The sequence below is a fragment of the Streptomyces aureus genome, from assembly GCF_000725495.1.
GTDB classification, from domain to species: domain Bacteria; phylum Actinomycetota; class Actinomycetes; order Streptomycetales; family Streptomycetaceae; genus Streptomyces; species Streptomyces aureus_B.
In genome coordinates, this window is the sequence record NZ_JNZD01000015.1 from 127,688 (window position 1) to 143,722 (window position 16,035).

At 71.0% G+C, this 16,035-nt stretch carries 16 protein-coding genes; 7 read left to right on the forward strand and 9 right to left on the reverse strand.

Annotated elements, in window-relative coordinates; all coding sequences use genetic code 11:
- Window positions 1-7 precede the first annotated feature (7 nt).
- Window positions 8-946 (reverse strand): alpha/beta hydrolase, encoded by a 939-nt coding sequence (locus tag IO36_RS21680; RefSeq protein ID WP_037622163.1) that lies wholly within the window; start codon window positions 944-946, stop codon window positions 8-10.
- A 235-nt stretch (window positions 947-1,181) separates the two neighbouring features.
- Between IO36_RS21680 and IO36_RS21685 the strand changes: the two genes are divergently transcribed.
- Window positions 1,182-1,910, forward strand: coding sequence for an SDR family NAD(P)-dependent oxidoreductase (locus IO36_RS21685; protein WP_037622164.1), 729 nt, complete (start codon window positions 1,182-1,184; stop codon window positions 1,908-1,910).
- Between the two features lie 46 nt (window positions 1,911-1,956).
- On the opposite strand, the gene IO36_RS21690 is transcribed toward IO36_RS21685, so the two are convergent.
- A complete protein-coding gene (locus IO36_RS21690) occupies window positions 1,957-2,361 on the reverse strand; it encodes a hypothetical protein (RefSeq protein ID WP_037622165.1) in 405 nt (134 codons plus the stop codon).
- A gap of 155 nt (window positions 2,362-2,516) precedes the next feature.
- Here IO36_RS21690 and IO36_RS21695 point away from each other — a divergent pair, with 155 nt between their 5' ends.
- Both IO36_RS21695 and IO36_RS21700 read left to right on the forward strand, forming a co-directional pair.
- Window positions 2,517-4,139 carry a hypothetical protein gene (locus tag IO36_RS21695; RefSeq protein ID WP_037622166.1) on the forward strand — a complete coding sequence of 541 codons (1,623 nt, stop codon included), beginning with the start codon at window positions 2,517-2,519 and terminating at the stop codon, window positions 4,137-4,139.
- 115 nt (window positions 4,140-4,254) lie between these two features.
- Window positions 4,255-6,336, forward strand: coding sequence for a WD40 repeat domain-containing protein (locus IO36_RS21700; RefSeq protein WP_245173398.1), 2,082 nt, complete (start codon window positions 4,255-4,257; stop codon window positions 6,334-6,336).
- A 258-nt stretch (window positions 6,337-6,594) separates the two neighbouring features.
- Here the strand turns inward: IO36_RS21700 and IO36_RS21705 are convergent, their stop codons facing one another.
- Window positions 6,595-7,755, reverse strand: a complete 1,161-nt coding sequence (locus IO36_RS21705) for a lactonase family protein (protein WP_037622167.1) — start codon at window positions 7,753-7,755, stop codon at window positions 6,595-6,597.
- A gap of 197 nt (window positions 7,756-7,952) precedes the next feature.
- Here IO36_RS21705 and IO36_RS48265 point away from each other — a divergent pair, with 197 nt between their 5' ends.
- Window positions 7,953-8,117 (forward strand): hypothetical protein, encoded by a 165-nt coding sequence (locus IO36_RS48265; RefSeq protein WP_245173400.1) that lies wholly within the window; start codon window positions 7,953-7,955, stop codon window positions 8,115-8,117.
- Window positions 8,118-8,200: 83 nt separating this feature from the next.
- Window positions 8,201-9,694, forward strand: coding sequence for an alpha/beta hydrolase (locus IO36_RS21710; RefSeq protein WP_037622168.1), 1,494 nt, complete (start codon window positions 8,201-8,203; stop codon window positions 9,692-9,694).
- Between the two features lie 47 nt (window positions 9,695-9,741).
- Here IO36_RS21710 and IO36_RS21715 read toward each other — a convergent pair whose 3' ends face one another.
- Window positions 9,742-10,581, reverse strand: coding sequence for an RNA polymerase sigma factor SigF (locus tag IO36_RS21715; protein WP_037622169.1), 840 nt, complete (start codon window positions 10,579-10,581; stop codon window positions 9,742-9,744).
- Between the two features lie 274 nt (window positions 10,582-10,855).
- Between IO36_RS21715 and IO36_RS21720 the strand changes: the two genes are divergently transcribed.
- Window positions 10,856-11,212 (forward strand): hypothetical protein, encoded by a 357-nt coding sequence (locus IO36_RS21720; RefSeq protein ID WP_245173402.1) that lies wholly within the window; start codon window positions 10,856-10,858, stop codon window positions 11,210-11,212.
- 392 nt (window positions 11,213-11,604) lie between these two features.
- Here the strand turns inward: IO36_RS21720 and IO36_RS21725 are convergent, their stop codons facing one another.
- The 3 genes from IO36_RS21725 to IO36_RS21735 are packed head-to-tail and all read right to left on the reverse strand — an operon-like array spanning window position 11,605 to window position 13,943.
- Window positions 11,605-12,291: a winged helix-turn-helix transcriptional regulator gene (locus tag IO36_RS21725; RefSeq protein WP_037622170.1), complete on the reverse strand. Its 687-nt coding sequence runs from the start codon at window positions 12,289-12,291 to the stop codon at window positions 11,605-11,607.
- Between the two features lie 9 nt (window positions 12,292-12,300).
- The gene (locus IO36_RS21730; protein ID WP_037622171.1) at window positions 12,301-12,999 is read right to left on the reverse strand and encodes an alpha/beta fold hydrolase; all 699 of its coding nucleotides are present in this window, start codon (window positions 12,997-12,999) and stop codon (window positions 12,301-12,303) included.
- Window positions 12,996-13,943, reverse strand: a complete 948-nt coding sequence (locus tag IO36_RS21735) for an LLM class flavin-dependent oxidoreductase (protein ID WP_037622172.1) — start codon at window positions 13,941-13,943, stop codon at window positions 12,996-12,998. The genes IO36_RS21730 and IO36_RS21735 overlap by 4 nt, the downstream gene beginning before the upstream one ends.
- A 99-nt stretch (window positions 13,944-14,042) precedes the next feature.
- On the opposite strand from IO36_RS21735, the gene IO36_RS21740 reads away from it, so the two are divergent.
- Window positions 14,043-14,471, forward strand: a complete 429-nt coding sequence (locus IO36_RS21740; protein WP_037622173.1) for an organic hydroperoxide resistance protein — start codon at window positions 14,043-14,045, stop codon at window positions 14,469-14,471.
- Between the two features lie 127 nt (window positions 14,472-14,598).
- Here IO36_RS21740 and IO36_RS21745 read toward each other — a convergent pair whose 3' ends face one another.
- Both IO36_RS21745 and IO36_RS21750 read right to left on the reverse strand, forming a co-directional pair.
- Window positions 14,599-15,267: an EF-Tu C-terminal domain-related protein gene (locus IO36_RS21745; RefSeq protein ID WP_051900794.1), complete on the reverse strand. Its 669-nt coding sequence runs from the start codon at window positions 15,265-15,267 to the stop codon at window positions 14,599-14,601.
- A complete protein-coding gene (locus IO36_RS21750) occupies window positions 15,264-15,863 on the reverse strand; it encodes a DUF4328 domain-containing protein (protein ID WP_037622174.1) in 600 nt (199 codons plus the stop codon). Before IO36_RS21750 ends, IO36_RS21745 begins: the two co-directional genes overlap by 4 nt.
- Window positions 15,864-16,035 lie beyond the last annotated feature (172 nt).

Consider the following 16,035-nt stretch of genomic DNA (forward strand, 5'->3'; position numbering starts at 1 on the left):
GGCGACGCTACCGTCCCACGCGGGACAAGTAGTCCTGCTGGCGCCGCAGTTCGCGGTTTGTGACGGTGAGCGGGAACAGGGTGAAGCCGTGCATGGCACCGGCGACGACACCGAGCCGCACGGGCGCGCCCGCCGCCTGCCACCGCTGGGCCAGGAACAGCGAGTCGTCCATCAGGGGGTCCTCGGTGCCGACGACGATCCGTGCGGGCGGCATGCCGGTGAGATCGGCGAACAGGGGGGAGACCTCGGGATCGCGCCGCTGTTCCGCGCTCATGCCGGGCGTGAACGACTCGTAGGTGTGCCGGAGCGTATCGGTGTTGCTCAGCAGCCGCCTGGTCCCGAACGACCGCTGACTCGGCGTCATGGACAGGTCGTAGGGGCCGAACAGCAGATGAGCCGCCCGGAACGCGCCACGGATGCCGTGCCGGTCACGCAGGCGCAGCAGCGTCACCACGCTCAGGTGGGCACCGGCCGACTCGCCGCCGATCAGCAGCCGTTCGGTACCGAACTCGGCGGCCGCGTGCCGGACCAGCCACCGTGCCGCCGCTTCGCAGTCGTCGGCCGCGGCGGGGAAGGGGTGTTCCGGTGCGAGCCGGTACTCCACGCTCACCACGGCCAGCCGTGCCCGCCGGGCGAGCAGCCACAGCCTGTCGTCCTGACCGTCCGCGGAACCGAAGGCCCAGCCGCCCCCATGGATGTGCAGGAACACGCCGTCGACGCGGTCGGGCACGAACACCCGTACCTTCACCCCGCCTTCGACCACACGGTCCTGCCCGTGCTCCAGTCGGACCGGCGGAGTGTCGCCGCCCAGCCGGTTGCGCCGCAGGGCGGCCAGCAGGGCCGGGTCCGGTGCCTTGTCACGTACAGGCCGGTGCGCGGCGGCGGCCTCGAATTGTTCGTTGAACGCCAGGGTTTCGGCGAGGCAGTCCTCATCGGTGATCGTCATGCCCTCACGGTCACAGCCGTCCGCGACAACACCCTGTCACCCTTTTCCGGTGAGCCGCGTCACATCAGAAGGATGGCAACACATCGCCCGGCCGGGGCGGGAGGCTTACCGTCGAGGTATGGACAACCGCCATGGGGTCCGCGAGTCCCTGACCTCGCTCGGCCTTGCCCCGACCGTCTACGCCCCCACGCCCGCCCACCGGCACGCCACGACGAACTGAAAGCGGTGCGATCCAGTGAGCCGAATCCTGGTGACGGGCTCGACCGACGGACTGGGGCGCGCCGCGGCGGACGCCCTGCTGTCCGCCGGCCACGACGTCGTCGTCCACGCCCGGACCGAGCAGCGCGCGGCCGCCGTCCAGGACATGACCGACCGCGGGGCGGGCCTGGTCCTGGGCGACTTCACGGACCGTGACGCGGTACGACGTATCGCCGCCGAACTCGACGACACCGCTCCGTTCGACGCCGTGATCCACAACGTCGGCGTATGGAGCGGGCCCGCCGTCATGCCGGTCAACGTCATCGCCCCTTACCTGCTCACGGCCCTACTGCGCGGGCCGCGCCGGCATGTGTACCTGAGCAGCGGCTCGCACTACCAGGGGCACGCCTCCACCGACGGGACCAACTGGACGGGCCGTGGGCCCGGCTCGTACGCCGACAGCAAGCTGTTCGTCACCGCGCTCGCGGCCGCGATGGCCCGCCTGCGCCCCGAAAGCCTCAGCAACGCCGTGGACCCGGGCTGGGTGCCGACCAGGATGGGCGGCCCGCACGCGCCCGACGATCTCGAGCTGGGGCATCAGACGCAGGTGTGGCTGGCCACCGGTGACGATCCCGAGGCGCTGACCAGCGGCGGCTACTGGTACCACCGGGAGCGGCAACAGCCCCACGCCGCCGTGCACGACCGGGGCTTCCAGGACCGCCTGCTGCACGCGCTGCGCGAGGAGACCGGTACGGCCCTGGACTGACCGGGATTCCTGGCGTCGCCGTCCTGCCCGGCATGAGATCCGGGGCTCAGGACACCACCCCGTAGATAGCCATCCCGAGGATGAGAAGGGCCGCGGCCAGGACGACCCCGCAGGTGAGACGGAAGCGGAACCTGCCCCAGTATTCAGCCCGCCGGCCGTCGGGAGTGTCGGTGCGCCAGACCGACGGGATGTCGACCCGCCCTTCCGCGATGGCGGTCGCGGCCCGCCGTACATCCCCGGGGTGATACGAGTAGTACGTCGGCGCCGCCCCGTACGTCCCCCGGCTCTCCCCGCCGTACCGGCGGATACGGACGTCCGCACGACCGGCGGCGCCCGGCAGCCACTCCTCCCGCACCGGCCACAGCTCGGCGACCTCGCGGCCGTCCAGCCAGCGCTCCTCCTCTTCCTCGTGAGCGGACTCGGGTGCTCCGGGACCGGGCGTTCGCGGCATGCTTCCCCCTTGATGCGGCAGGCGTCCAGTACACCTCTGACGCCCTGGATAGCGACAGAGCGCCTGCGTACGTCGATGAACTGTCAGTGCCCACCAGTAGCGTTGATCCGCCTGTGCGCGTGCGCGTGCGAGGGCTTCGCCGAGGGGGACCAGGCATGCCGGAGGGGTTGGCCCAGTGGGGGCCGGAGCTGTTCATGACGCGCGAACGGGAGCGAGGCTGCGGCCCGGCCCCGGAGAACGACGGGGGAAGGAACATCCTGCAAGGGGGGTTCGAGCCCTGCTTGCTGGCCCTGCTGCGGCTGTCGGTGGACCGGGAGCTGGGACCTGATCTCACTCGTGGCTGGTTCCCGAGGACCCTCGCTCGCACCGGCCACCTCGCCCGCGCGGCCGAGCTGGTCCGCACGACCGGGGACGAGCTCCAGCAGAGTACGGAGCTTCTGGAATTGGTGAAGGCTGCTGCGGGTGCGGGTGCGGGTGCGGGTGTGGGCGTGGGTGACCTTGCCGCCGCTCAGGCGCTGGCCGAGTCGATTCTCCTGCCGCAGCTGCGGGACCAGGCCTTGGTCGCCCTCGTACCGGAGTGGGCTCGTGCCGGTGCGCGCGCGAGGGCAGTCGCCCTCGCGGAGAGGATCCGCTACCCGCACAACTGGGGATGGGCCTGGGCCCTGCTGGCGAAGGCGGTGGCGGACAGCGGCGACCTCGACACGGCGCTCAGGTTCGCCGCCCGCGCCGACGACGAGGTCACTTCCATCGCCGCCGACGGGGCGGACCATGTGCTCGCCCTCCTCGTGGAGGTGGCCCTCGCCGCCGGTGACCATGACCGGGCCGCCGCACTTGCCGACCGCGTGGAGGAGATCACCTGGTCCCGTAACCCGACAGGGTGGTCCAAGCCCCTTCCGCTGGCGGTGGTGTTGGCCTTCGAGGCGCGCGAGGGGAACTTCGACCGGCTGGATGCTCTTCTGCGCCCTCCACCCGAACCTGCTGTCGAGGCCGATGGCACACTGTGCGGGTGGGCGCTCGGTGAAGCCGCTGACCAGGACGGGGACTTGGACGCGGACGACGCCTTCACCCGTCCGTCCTCCACCCGACCCCCCCTCGGCGCCAGGGACTTGGCCTGCGTGCTGGACGCGATCGCCGAGAGCGCCGGCAAGGGTGTGGCTCTGGCCCTGGCCGACCGGGCCGAGGCACTGCTCGAGACGGGCGCCGACCGTGATCACGACGTCCTGCTGAGGTCCGTAACCCTCCTCCTGGCCCGGCACGGGCAGACCGAACGGGCCCTGGCCCTCGCCCAGCGACTCGATGCCGACCTGTCCGTCGCGTGGCAGGCTGACATCGCCGGGGAACTGGCCCGCTCCGGCGACACGGACGGCGCCGAGACTCTCGCCCACGCGATCACCGACCGCCGGGCCCAGGACAGGGCGCTGATCGAAGTGGTACGGGAGGTCGCCCGACGCGGCGACACGGGCCGGGCCGAGGCCCTCGTCCACTCGATCGACGACTCCTGGGCACAGGACGAGGCACTGCTCGCGGTTGTCGGTGAGACCGCACGGCATGGAGACCCTCACCGGGCCGAGACGCTCACCCGCTCGATAACCCACCGGGCGACACGAGCCCGCGCACTGGCCGAACTCGTGGAACTGGCCGAACCGTTCCACGCCCGCAGACTTGCCGCACAGGTCGTGATGCTCGGCGGGTGGGCGCTTGTTCTGCCGGTCCTGGAGCGACTCGTGCCCCGTTCCGCGGCCGTGGTCGCCGATCGGATCGGGCAGTTGACGAGCTGATGCCGTTGCTGGGGACGACTTCGCATAGAGCCGTACGCCGGCGCTCCCGCGTCCGCCACCTACCCCGCGTCCGTCACGCCCCCCGACTGTCACTGCCGACTGCGAGACTCGTCCCATGATTCCGAAGCTGCCCCTGCACAGCCCCCGTTGGCGCGACCTCGACGGCGTGAAGGCCGAGGAGGTGCAAGCGCTCCTGGAGCAGTTGGCGTCTACGGCTGCCACCAGGAGAGACGATGCATGGAAGCAGATCTGGACGGACCTGACCGGCGGCCTGATGAGCGACGGCATCGTCTACGACGGCGCCTACGCGGCCCTGCCGCACATCGTCGAGGCGGTGGCGCCCCTGCCTCCCGACCAGACCGTCGATTTCTGGGTGGACCTCGGATTCATCGTCACCGCCGACCACCGGCCCCCTGTCCCGGCCGACCTGGAGGCGGGGTTCGACGCCGCTCTGCGTTTGGCCGAACGGGCGGCCATCCAAAGCCTCCTCGCCGCAGACATCCCCGCGCAGGTGTGCGCTCAACTCGCCCTCTCCTGCGTGGCCTTCGCCGGCCACTCCATGGGCGAGGCGCTGGAGCGGCTTCTCGACATCCAGGACGGCCTTCTGCTGGTGTGCCCCGGGTGTGAGAGCGACACGGAGATCGAGTCCTTCACAGACCCGGCGCCTCTGCCCACCGAGGTTCCGGGCCTGCCCGACCCGCTCCCTGTTCGGCCCGAAGGGCATCCCTGGGCCGCGGTCGCGGCGACCGTGCGGGCGGAGGCGCTGGGGGAGGGGTGGGAGCCGTTCCTGCGGGTGGCGCGCGACGTCGCGGCGACGGGGATACCGCCCGAGACACCGGGAGAGGCCGTCTTGTGCCTGGTCGCCGGCATCGTCGCGGTCAAGGGCACCCCGCAACCGGCCGCAGCGGAATGGGCCCGCCACCTGATGTCGCTCACCGGTCACTTCCGCTGCTGGGACTGCGAGCGGACGTGGACGATCGCCGACGGCCTGGCGGAGAACCCGGACGGCGCCCGCCCCCATCCCCAGCACCGCCCGGCGCAGGCGCGGAACAGCTCCGACAGGCCGGCTGTCACGCTCGGTTCCGCTGCCGCCGGACCGACAGGTGGAGCACCAGCACCGACCAGGTTCCGCCAGGACGGCAACGCCGTGGTCGCGGCAGACGGCACACCCTGGGGCCGTATACGCGTGTTCTCCGACTCCGCGCCTGGGGGCTTCGACGCGCTGGCCGTGGCCTCCGCTCCCGGCGGCCCGACGCTCGTGGCGGGAGCGGGAGCGGGAGCGGGAGTTGGAGCAGGAGTCGGTGTCGGTGTCGGAGAGACGGGTGCGGTCAGTCTGTGGGACGCGGCCGACGGCCGACACATCCATGACATGCGACCAGAGCACCCCGGTCGGATCCGATCCCTGACGGCCCTGCCCCTGCCCGACGGCCGCGTCCAGCTGGCGGGGGCGGGCGACACCGGGACGATCGCGCTGTGGAACCCTGCCACCGGGCAGCCGGAGCGCGAACTGACCGGTGCCCGGCTCGACGGGGTGGCGGGGCTGTGTGCCGTGAACCTCCCCGACGGCCGTACCCTGCTGGTCACCGCCACTCCTCAAGGCGCCGTCCGCCTGTGGGATCCGGACACCGGTGAGTACGTCGGGAGCCTCAACCCCTACGGCAGTCCGATCCAGTCGATGGCCGCCGTCCCTCTCTCCGCCGATCAGACGCTGATCGCGGCCTCGGACACCGCGGGCCGCGTCCACATGTGGGACCCGGCCGTCGACGACCCGTGGGCGTCGGGCGCCGCGGTGCAACTGAACGCCCGTGCGCTCGCCGACGCCGACCACCGGGCGGCCGTCGTAGCGGCGGTTCCCACGCCCGACCGAACCGTGCTGGCCACGGGAGACCACCAGGGTGTCGTCATGCTGTGGGACCCCGCCACCGGCGCTCCGATCGGCGACGCTCTGCCCGTCTCGACGGGCACCGCGGGCCCCCCGCTCATCACCGCCACCACCCTGCCCGGCGACCGCACGGTCCTGGTCATCGGCACGCGCCAGGGCAGCCGGCTGCGGGTATGGGAACCGGCGACCGGCTCGGTGGCGTACATCGCCCTGGACGTGACACTCACCTGCCTGACCGCCACGGGCCCGGACCTGATCGTCGGCCACGACCGAGGAGCCCTCAACCTCCCGCTCACCAGCTCCACCGGACAGTGAACGAAGCCCGCCGCAACGCCTCTCACTTCCTTGCGAGGAGCTGGAGCACCTGGGGCCAACTGTCCGCCTTCGCCCAGCCTGATCCAGTTCCCTCGTGTGATCGATGCCGCTGACCGGAAGCCCGGCGCACGGCAGCCCTCGCCCGCCTCTGTGCGAGGCCGGCGAGGGCGGGATGGCGCTTGGCCGGAGGCGTGCGACAGTGTCCGGGTCAGTCGGCGGCGACAGTGTCCGAGCCAGCCGGCGGCGATGCTGTCCGGGTCAGTCGGCGGCGATGCCCTCGCCACCGATGGCGCCCGGCACGGTCACCGACCCGATGCGGGTGAGTGAGCCGTCGCGATTCACCCGGAACTCGTTCACGTGGCCCTGGGCGCCGGTCTGGACGTACAGGTTGCGGCCGTCGGAGGAGACGGCGGCGTCGACCGTGCCGGGATCGGTGGAGGTGTCGCCGAGAGCCGTCAGGGTGCCGTCGCGACGCACGCGGTATCCGGACAGCGTGCCGCTGCCGGCGTTGGAGGCATAGAGCTTGTGGTCGGTGGCGACGATCCAGCAGGTGGCGGCCTGGCCGGTGAGGACCTGGCCGACCGAGGTGAGCGTCCCGTCGCGGTGGACGACGAACGTCTCGACGGCGTTGGGTCCGGCCTCGGTGACCTGGAGGCGGCCGGCGGGGTCGAAGGTGAAGCCGAACGGCACGGCGTTCGGGGTGGAGGTGACGACGGGCCGCCCGACGGGTGTGCCGCGGCGGTTCAGCCGGAAGACGTCGATGCTGTTGGCGCCGGCCTTGGTGGTGACGATCAGCTTCGAACCGTCCGGTGTGAAGGAGATCTGCCCCGGCGTGTGGGTGAACTGCGGTGTGGCATCGGGGTCCAGGCCGAGTCCGCGGTGCCACGAGTCGACCCCCATCAGACGCCGGCCGGTGCGGACGAAGCCCTGGATCGAGCCGCCGTCGAGGGCGTTGAGCACCCACACCCGGTTGTCGTGGAAGGTGACACTGACCGGGAAGTCGCCGCCGCTGGGAAGGATCTGGAGGCGCTCGAGGCGGTCGCCGTGAACCGCGAAGACGGTGATCGTGTCGCTTCCTGCGTTGACGGCGTAGAGAAGCCCCGCCCCGCGGTCGTAGGCGAGGGAGCCCTGGGACGCCAGGTGGTCCACCACGGAGCCGTCCAGCACACCGCCACGGCCTCCCGTCCGGAACACGCCACGCCGGCTCAGCCCCCCGTCGGGCGCGCGGTGGTAGGCGACGACGGTGTTCGCGGTGGTGTTGTCGCTCTGGACGAACACCGCCCCACCCCGGGAGTGTGCCGGGCCGTGCGGAAGAGGGGGAGCGGACGCGGTCGCGGTCGCTGCCGGAGCTGCGAACAGCGCGGCCGCCGCGGCCGCGGTGACGCCGACACCTGCGAGGCGGGCCTTGCGAACGGTCATGGAGTTACTCCTGGTGCAGAGAGTTGGATGGGCCGCCGGCCGGTCGGGGCATCGCTGGACATGGCGGTGACCGACGGGATTCGTGTTCTCGTGTCCGCTGCCAGGCGGCCGTCAGATGTGCTCGCAGCTCCGAAGAATGACGCACCGGAGCGACAGGCGGCCGTGACGTGCTCGGCTCCTGCGTAAATGCCATCCATATGGCTGTGCAGGGGGCAGTCTCCGGCGGCGGGTACGTACTTCACGCCGTCTCGCAGTTCACCCTGTCCTACCGCCACGGACGCAGCAGCTCCGAGCGGCCCACCGACGCGCTGCCGGAATCCGGCGCCGCCACCGAGCGCGACGCCAGTGAGGTGCGCTCCTGAGCCCGGCCAACGGGTAAGCCCCCCTGTCGGCACGGGGGTTCACCGGATGGGAACCCGTCACCCGATCCGAGAGGCTCGTCCGCATGAAACAGCGCAGAAGTTTACGGACCGCCTGTCTCACCCTCTCCGCGGCGCTCCTCGGCCTCGCCGTCCCGCTGAGCGTCTCCCCGCCCGCGACCGCGGCACCTGCGTCGCCCGCCCTCCGTTGGACCGCCTGCGCGGGCGACGGACTCGACGCACGCCAGCAGTGCGCCTCGCTGACCGTGCCGATGGACCACGCCGACCCCGGCGGCCCCACGATCGACATCGCCGTTTCCCGGATACCCGCAGAGAAGCCGACCGCCCGGCGCGGGGCACTGCTCCTGATCCCGGGCGGCCCCGGCAACACCAGCCTCACCGACCCCTCCGGAAAGGGGCGGAAGCTGCCGCAGTCCGTGCGGGACCAGTACGACCTGATCGGCTTCGCGCCCCGTGGCCTCGCACCCTCCACAACCGTCAGCTGCGGCCTCCAGCACGCCGACCTCGCCACCTCGAGCCTGCGCCCCTGGCCGGCTCCGGACGGTTCGATCTCCGGGAACCTGGCCACCGCCCGCCGGGTGTCGCAGGCCTGTACACGCAACGGGGGCGAGCTGATCCGGCACATCAGCACCCTGGACGAGGTCCACGACATCGACCGCATCCGCGCCGCGCTCGGGGAGCATCGGCTCGCCGTCTGGGGAGTCTCCTACGGCACGTACGTGGGCGCGGTCTACAGTCAGCTGTTTCCGCAGCACACCGACCGCATCGTGCTGGACAGCAACGACGATCCGGATCCCACCCTGGTCGAGCGCGGCTGGCTGCACGCCTACGAGCGCGGAGTGGAGGACACGTTCCCGGAGTTCGCCCGCTGGGCCGCGGACGCCGGCAATCCGGACCGGGTGGCGACGACCGCCGACGAGGTACGGCCGCTGTTCCTGCGCCTCGCCGCCCGACTCGACCGGGCACCGCTCTCCTGGCCGGGCGCCAACCCCCCGGAGCTGAACGGCAACGTGCTGCGCCAGACCATGCTGGACAGCTTCTACGCACCCAGCCGCTTCCCGGCCCTGGCCAAGCTGATGCTGGCCGCCCAACGGGGCACGGTGCCGCCCGCGCCGACGCAGCCGACGGACCAGGCGCTGCAGAACCTCGTCGCGGTCAGCATCGGCACGATCTGCAACGACGTGGCCTGGCCGACGTCGACGGCCGGCTACCGCAAGGCCGTCGCCGACAGCCGTCGCCTGTACCCGCTCACCGCCGGCATGCCGCGCAACGCGATGGTCTGCACCACCTGGCCGTACCCGCCACGACGAGCACCGGTTCGGGTCACCGACCACGGCCCGTCCAACATCCTGCTCGTGCAGAACGCCCGTGACGTGGCCACTCCGCTGAGCGGCGCCCTCAGACTCCGCAAGGTCCTCGGCACACGCGCCGTCATGGTCACCGTCGATTCCACCGGCCACAACGCCTACCTGGCCAACGGCAACGCCTGCGGCGACCGTACGGCCTCCCGGTTCCTGGCCACCGGCCAACGTCCCGACGGGGACGTGTACTGCCGGTGACGAGCCCGTCGTCAGGGCTCACCGGCACGACACCGGGAGACAGGCGGTCATCGAGTGGTGAGCATGCCTTCACGGAGCTTGGCGAGGGTGCGGTTGAGGAGGCGGGAGACGTGCATCTGGGAGACGCCGAGGTGTTCGCCGATCTGTGCCTGGGTGAGTTCGTCGACGAACCGCATGTGGATGATGCGGCGTTCGCGGTCGTCGAGCCCGGCGATCAGCGGGGCCAGGGCGTTGAAGTCCTCGACGAGCTCCAAGGCGTTGTCGTCGACGCCGATGAAGTCGGCGAGGGCCGCCTCGCCGTCCTCACTGGAGGTGATCGCGGCGTCGAGGGATGCCGAGGTGTATCCGTTGGAGGCCTTGCGGGCCTCGATGACCTCTTCCTCCGACAGGGACATCAAGGCGGCCAGTTCCCGCGTGGTGGGCACTCGGCCGAGTCGGCTGCGCAGCTCCTCGGTGGCCTTGGCGAGCGCCACGCGCGCTTCCTGAAGCCGCCGCGGGACGTGGACGGCCCACGTGGTGTCGCGGAAGAAGCGCTTGATCTCGCCGACGATGTACGGCACGGCGAAGGAGGTGAACTCGACTTCGCGGGACAGCTCGAAGCGGTCGATGGCCTTGATGAGCCCGATGGTGCCGACTTGGACGATGTCCTCCATCTCGTCCCGGTCCCGGCTGCGGAAGCGCGAGGCCGCGAACTGGACGAGGGTGACGTTCATCTCGATCAAGGTGTTGCGCGCGTACTGATACTCGGGCGTGCCCTCCTCCAGGACGGCGAGCCGGGCGAAGAACAGCTTCGACAGCTCGCGGGCGTCCTGGGGAGCGACTCGCGACGGGTCACTGATCTCCGGCAGCACGACGGTCCGCGTCCCGGTCGCCTCGGTCACTGTCATGACCCGTCCCCTCCTGTGTGATCCAGCGTGGATGCCGCCTGTTCCCGGGCGGTCAGGGACGGCGTACCCCCGCTTCAGACATACATGCCAGGCAACCAGAGCCGAGTACTGTTCACCGACGAGGTGCCGGCGGGGAGGCCCGGCCGGGGGGAGTCGGGAATCGGTGATGGGAAAACTTCGAACTCTGGGTGTGGCCGCGGGATTCGTCCCCCTGTTGGTCGCATCAGGGTGCTCCTACTCCGAGGCATGCGCCGGAGTCGGAGTCGAGTCCGGCGTGAGCGTGCTGTTCCAGCGCCAGGGCTTCGGCGATCTCACCGGAGCCCTGGTGGAACTGTGCACTCGAGGCGAGTGCACCAAGGATCGGCTGCTTGACCAGGACATCACCAGCATCCACCTCCCACTGTCCGACGACGTGGATCCCGCCCCCGGCCCGGTCCGCCTCCGGGTCACCCGCGAGAACGAGGACCGGCCCGTCATCGACGTGTCCGCCGACGTACGGCTCACCTCTCAGTCCGACGGCTGCGACGGCGGCGCCCACAACCGGGGGCTCGCCTTCACCAAGGACGGGGGTCTGACGACGAAGATCCCGAAGGCCCTGCAGAAAGCCTGGGCCGAGCAGATCAGGTCCTGAGCCACAGCGATGCCGCCCCTACCACGTCCGGTTGATCGGACGGAGACCGTGCCCGCCGACTTCCGTACGAGGCAGCGGGCGTGCGTGCCGTGCCGTGAGTACGGTACGATTGATCTTGAGCTGGTCGGCGGAAGTCGTACCGGTGGGTGATGCGTTGGTGGTCCAAGGAAAGACGCCCCGCTTCCTGCGGGGAAATGCAGGTGCAAGGCCTGCCCGGCGCTCTGTGAAGACCCTGTCCCGTTCCGCGGGACAGGGTCTTTTTCGTTGCATCGAGCGCGCCATGGGCCGGATACATCACCGCTCCGGGCCCACGGCTTTCCCCCAGAAGGACAGGTCCCCCTCGGCAGCAGCGGACTCCTCGGGGTCGTCTGGACGAGAGCGGTCGCGCACGGTCAGGACGGGGCCTGGTCCGACCTTCGGTCGTGCGGGGCCGGCAAGCGGAACAGGGTTCCCAGTCGGCGCAGTGCCTCGTCGTCGCCCGACGTCGACGCCGTACCGTTCTCGATCGCCTCGGCCCAGGTGAGGCCCTGGCCGGTCAGGCTCAAGAACGCCTCCGTGCTGGTCGTCACCGTCGCGTCCGGGTGCTGGGCCGGTCCGTGCAGTGCCTCGATCGTGCCGTCGTCGATCCGGGCGTGGAAGATCTCGTCGTCGATGCGGAACTCGTACACCGCGCGGAGCCCTGTGGAAGCCTCGGGGGCGAAGCAGGCCCGCAGGCCGAGCACGGCCCAGCCCGGGTGGAACGTCTCCGTCTCGCGCGGTTCGCCCATCGCCCACTTCAGTCCCCACCGGGCCAACTCCAGGATCGCGGGCCCGAGTTCCTCCCCGGCTTCGGTGAGGGCGTACGCGGCGGTCCGGGCGGGCGGGGGAAGCGTGACCTTCTGGGCCAGGCCCTCGCGCTCCAGATGCTTCAGACGTGCGGCCAGCAGTCCGGTGCCGAGGCCGCGCAGGCTGGCCTGCAGGTCACCGAACCGCTTGGGCCCGGTCAGCAGCTCGCGGATCAGCAGCAGCGTCCAGCGCTCGCCGACGAGGTCGAGGGTGCGCGCGGTCGCGCAGTACTGGTTGTACGTTCGCTGTTCCACTTCATCACTCTAGACTCGGTGCTTCTCGTTCTTGAACGAAGAGGTCTCCAGGAGCACCCGGGCGAGCGGCCCGGGCCGGGTGAGCATCACGTCGTGCGGGCCGTCCAGCGCCCGTGTCCGGTACCCGACGGCCTCACCGAGCCGGTCGAACGGATAGGTCCCCGGCCTGCAGTGGACGGCCGTTCCGGGGATCTTGTCGACGGCCCCGGTCAGGCGTGTGGTCTCGGTGAACGTGCGCAGGGGCTGGGGGAGCAGGCGCGCAGCGAGCCAGGCCGTGTCGTCGGCGTCCACGATGCCGAACGCTTGCGGAGGCGGGGGCGGGATCCGCCGTCCGTTCCCGGACGTCTCGGCCCTCGCGCGGATCGCGTCGGCGAAGGTGGCGGGGGCCAGGGTGAACATGCCGGAGCCGTCGGGCCCGGCCCATCCGTCCACGAGGACGATGTGGCCGACGGCGTCGGGCCGCGTGTCGGCCGCCTCCCGGACGACCAGGCCCGCGTAACTGTGCCCGACGAGTACGAGCTCGTCCTCCCGTAGGACGGTGTCGATGGCGGCCACGACCGTCCTGGCGTCGTCGTGGAGTCCGTGATCTTCGGTGGTGCTCAAGTCCGGGGCGAGCGTGCGCGCCCCGGCGGCGTGCAGCAGCGGGACGATCCGGTCCCAGGCCCACGGGCCGTGCCAGGCGCCGTGGACGAGAACGAACGTGGTCATCGGTGAGGCTCCTCGCGCAGCAGGGGCAGGACCTGGTCGGCGAACTCCTCAAGGCCCGTGTCGTGATCATCCGTCGCCAGGCGGATCACCAGGTGGCGGGCGCCGGCCGCGGCGTAGGAGGTCAGCCAGTCGGCGGCCTGGCGGGCGGTGCCGGCGAACAGGGCCTGGATCCGCGCGATGGTGTCGAGCGGCGCGTTGTAGTAGCGCTCGACGCTCGTCCGCAGGCGTCGGCGTGCCTTCTCCGGGTCGTGGTCCAGGCAGAGCGTCGCGTACAGGGCGGGGGTGACCGGGCGGGGCGCGGCGCCCTGCTCGATGAGCTGCCGCTCCTCCGCGTACGTCGTCCACTCGGGCGGATAGGGGAGCCAGCCGTCGGCGAGAGCGGCCACGCGCCGCAGGGCCGGTGTGCCGCTTCCGGCCAGCCAGATCGGCGGGCCTCCCGGGCGGGACGGAGGGGGCGCGATCCGCACGTCCTCGAAGGCGAAGTGCTCGCCCTGCCAGGACACCGCCTCCCCTGACCAGAGCTTTCGCATGACGTCGATCGACTCCGTCAGGCGGCCGGTGCGGCGTGCGAAGTCGAGGCCGATCGACGTGAACTGGGCGCGGGTCGCCGGGTTGGGGAACCCGCCGCCCATACCCGCGATCAGCCGTCCGTCCGACAGCCGGTCGAGGGTGGCGAGTTGGTGGGCCAGCAGGATCGGATGACGCAGCGCCGGCAGCAGCACCGCCGTGCCGAGCGTGACGCGTTCGGTCGCCTGGGCCACGGCGGCCAACAGCAGCAGCGGATCCGCGCGTGGCCTGGTCACGGGGCTGTCGCCCGCCCAGACCGAGTCCAGCCCCAACTCCTCGGCCCGTCGCGCCTGGACGACGAGCCGCCTCAAGTCGTGCTCATCCAGAACAGATTGGTCGCGCGTCGGCAGCAGGTAGCCGACCTCCAGCTTCGCCATCTTCGCTCCCGGTCGTCGCGGGGCTTTCGAGATTAGCCGTTGACTTCTTATTTTTGAAGTGACAAGTTCAAACTACGGTAGCGACTAAAGGAGTTCAGGATGTCCAAGGCGCTCTACACGGCGCAGGCGCACGTCACCGGGGGCAGGGACGGCCGCGGGAGCACGTCCGACGGCAGGCTGGATCTGGACCTGCGGATGCCCAAGGAACTGGGTGGGGACGGAGAGGGCGCCAATCCCGAGCAGCTCTTCGCCATCGGGTACGCCGCCTGTTTCAGCACGACGCTCACCCTGGTCGGGCAGCGGGACGGGCTCAAGGCGGACGACGCGGAGATCGACTCGCTCGTCTCGCTGATCCCGATCGACGGCGGCCGCTTCAAGCTCGGCGTCGAACTGCGGATCTCACTCCCCTCGATCGCCGGGGACCAGGCACTCGACCTGGCGAGGACGGCCCACCAGGTCTGCCCGTACTCCAACGCCACACGCGACAACATCGAGGTGACGCTGGTGGTCAACGGCACCCAGCTGTGAGGCGGGCCCCGCTTCTCCCAGTCCCGGACATTCCGGGGGAAGGGGAGCGGGGCCTACGCACCGGCCGACGCGGCAACGCGATGACGGCACGCCTTGATTCGCGAAGTGCCGCCCCCGCTCAGGTGGTTCAGTGTGCGATGCGTGTCACCGTGACCGAGCCCGCTGCTCGGGCGTGGTGGCGGAACGGGATGCAGTGGCCCGCTTCGAGTGCGACAGGGTGGTCGAGGCGTACGGTCACCTCGGCCCGGTGCAGCGGGCGGACCATGTCGGCGTCCTCGGGCAGGGTGACGGTACCGAGGACGGTGGCGCTCCGTACATGAAACTGGAGGCGCTCACCGGAGACGATCTCCGTGCCGCCGTGTTCCTCGGACAGTACGTCGATGGTGGCGGTGAAGGCGGTGTGGGCGCTGATGGAGTCCGGCGTCGCGAGCACCTGACCTCGCTCGAGGGCGGCCGAGGCCCTGCCGGGCAAGAGCAAGCCCACATTCATGTCCGTGCACGCCTCCGTGACGGGCACGCGGCCGTGCTCGATGTCCACGACGACGACCGTGGTCGGGTCGGCGTCCAGGCCGACGATCTCCACCAGGTCGCCCCTGCGGACGAGGCCGCGCTCGATCCGGCCCGTCGCCACGATCAGCCCGCCCCGCCGGGGGATCTGCCCGCCGGGCCGGAGGATCTGCCGGCCCTGGCGTGGGCCCGACCCGGTGCGGCGGGGGCGAAAGACGTCCTCGACCGACATCAGGAACGGCGGTTCCGACGGCTCCGGCACCGACAGGCCCTCGGGAGGCTGCGTCATACCTTCATCAGGGGTGCGGTGACCCCCGGGCCGGCGAGCGCGGCGCTCTGCAGCGCCGTGATGCGCTCGATCACGAGCCCGAGCAGTACGGCCGCCGCGATCATGAGGGTCTCCGCCACGACGAGCAGGGCCAGTGACGTCGACGCCATCGCGGTGGACGCGCCGAGTATCAGCCCGTGGGTGATCCAGGCGGCCCACCACAGGTTGACCACCAAGGTGTCCCGCCGCTCCTCCCACGACGGGGAGCTCGCGCGTCCGATGTCTAGAACCGTGCGGCGAGGGGCGAAGAGGTTGACCACGGGGACGAACCAGGTGCCGACCGTCCAGCCCCGAGTCGGGACCGGGCTTCGAGGGGACAGCAGTTGGGCATTGGTCCGGGACTTGGCGAGCCACACGAGGAACAGCACGACCGCGAGCGTCATGAGATTGACGAAGACCCGGGAGACCTCTCCCGATTCCAGGGAGGGGTTCGAGGGGTGCAGTCGGTGGTCCCGTAGAGCCGCCGCCCGGAACACGTCCGCCACGGCGGCCACCCCTATCGCCGTCTGCGCGCACCGGGCGAGCGTTCTCGGGGCTGTGCGGGCGGTGCTCTTCATGTGCTTCTCGGCCTGTCTCGAAGGCGCCCGTAGTCGCGGCGTCGGCGGCGGTCACGGCAGTCGTAGCGGTCGCAGCGGTCGCTGGGACGCAGTGATCATAGAGTCTGATCACCGCACGTGCGTACGGTAATTCGAGCTGCCTGAGGAGAGGGGGCCGTGCCGGCTCGCCGTT

Excerpts from the sequence above, each read along its gene's own strand:
- IO36_RS21680 (WP_037622163.1), bottom strand. The coding sequence starts at position 946 with ATGACGATCACCGATGAGGACTGCCTCGCCGAAACCCTGGCGTTCAAC.
- IO36_RS21690 (WP_037622165.1), bottom strand. The coding sequence starts at position 2,361 with ATGCCGCGAACGCCCGGTCCCGGAGCACCCGAGTCCGCTCACGAGGAA.
- IO36_RS21695 (WP_037622166.1), top strand. The coding sequence starts at position 2,517 with ATGCCGGAGGGGTTGGCCCAGTGGGGGCCGGAGCTGTTCATGACGCGC.
- IO36_RS21700 (WP_245173398.1), top strand. The coding sequence starts at position 4,255 with ATGATTCCGAAGCTGCCCCTGCACAGCCCCCGTTGGCGCGACCTCGAC.
- IO36_RS21705 (WP_037622167.1), bottom strand. The coding sequence starts at position 7,755 with ATGACCGTTCGCAAGGCCCGCCTCGCAGGTGTCGGCGTCACCGCGGCC.
- IO36_RS48265 (WP_245173400.1), top strand. The coding sequence starts at position 7,953 with ATGGCTGTGCAGGGGGCAGTCTCCGGCGGCGGGTACGTACTTCACGCC.
- IO36_RS21710 (WP_037622168.1), top strand. The coding sequence starts at position 8,201 with ATGAAACAGCGCAGAAGTTTACGGACCGCCTGTCTCACCCTCTCCGCG.
- IO36_RS21715 (WP_037622169.1), bottom strand. The coding sequence starts at position 10,581 with ATGACAGTGACCGAGGCGACCGGGACGCGGACCGTCGTGCTGCCGGAG.
- IO36_RS21730 (WP_037622171.1), bottom strand. The coding sequence starts at position 12,999 with ATGACCACGTTCGTTCTCGTCCACGGCGCCTGGCACGGCCCGTGGGCC.
- IO36_RS21735 (WP_037622172.1), bottom strand. The coding sequence starts at position 13,943 with ATGGCGAAGCTGGAGGTCGGCTACCTGCTGCCGACGCGCGACCAATCT.
- IO36_RS21740 (WP_037622173.1), top strand. The coding sequence starts at position 14,043 with ATGTCCAAGGCGCTCTACACGGCGCAGGCGCACGTCACCGGGGGCAGG.
- IO36_RS21745 (WP_051900794.1), bottom strand. The coding sequence starts at position 15,267 with ATGACGCAGCCTCCCGAGGGCCTGTCGGTGCCGGAGCCGTCGGAACCG.
- IO36_RS21750 (WP_037622174.1), bottom strand. The coding sequence starts at position 15,863 with ATGAAGAGCACCGCCCGCACAGCCCCGAGAACGCTCGCCCGGTGCGCG.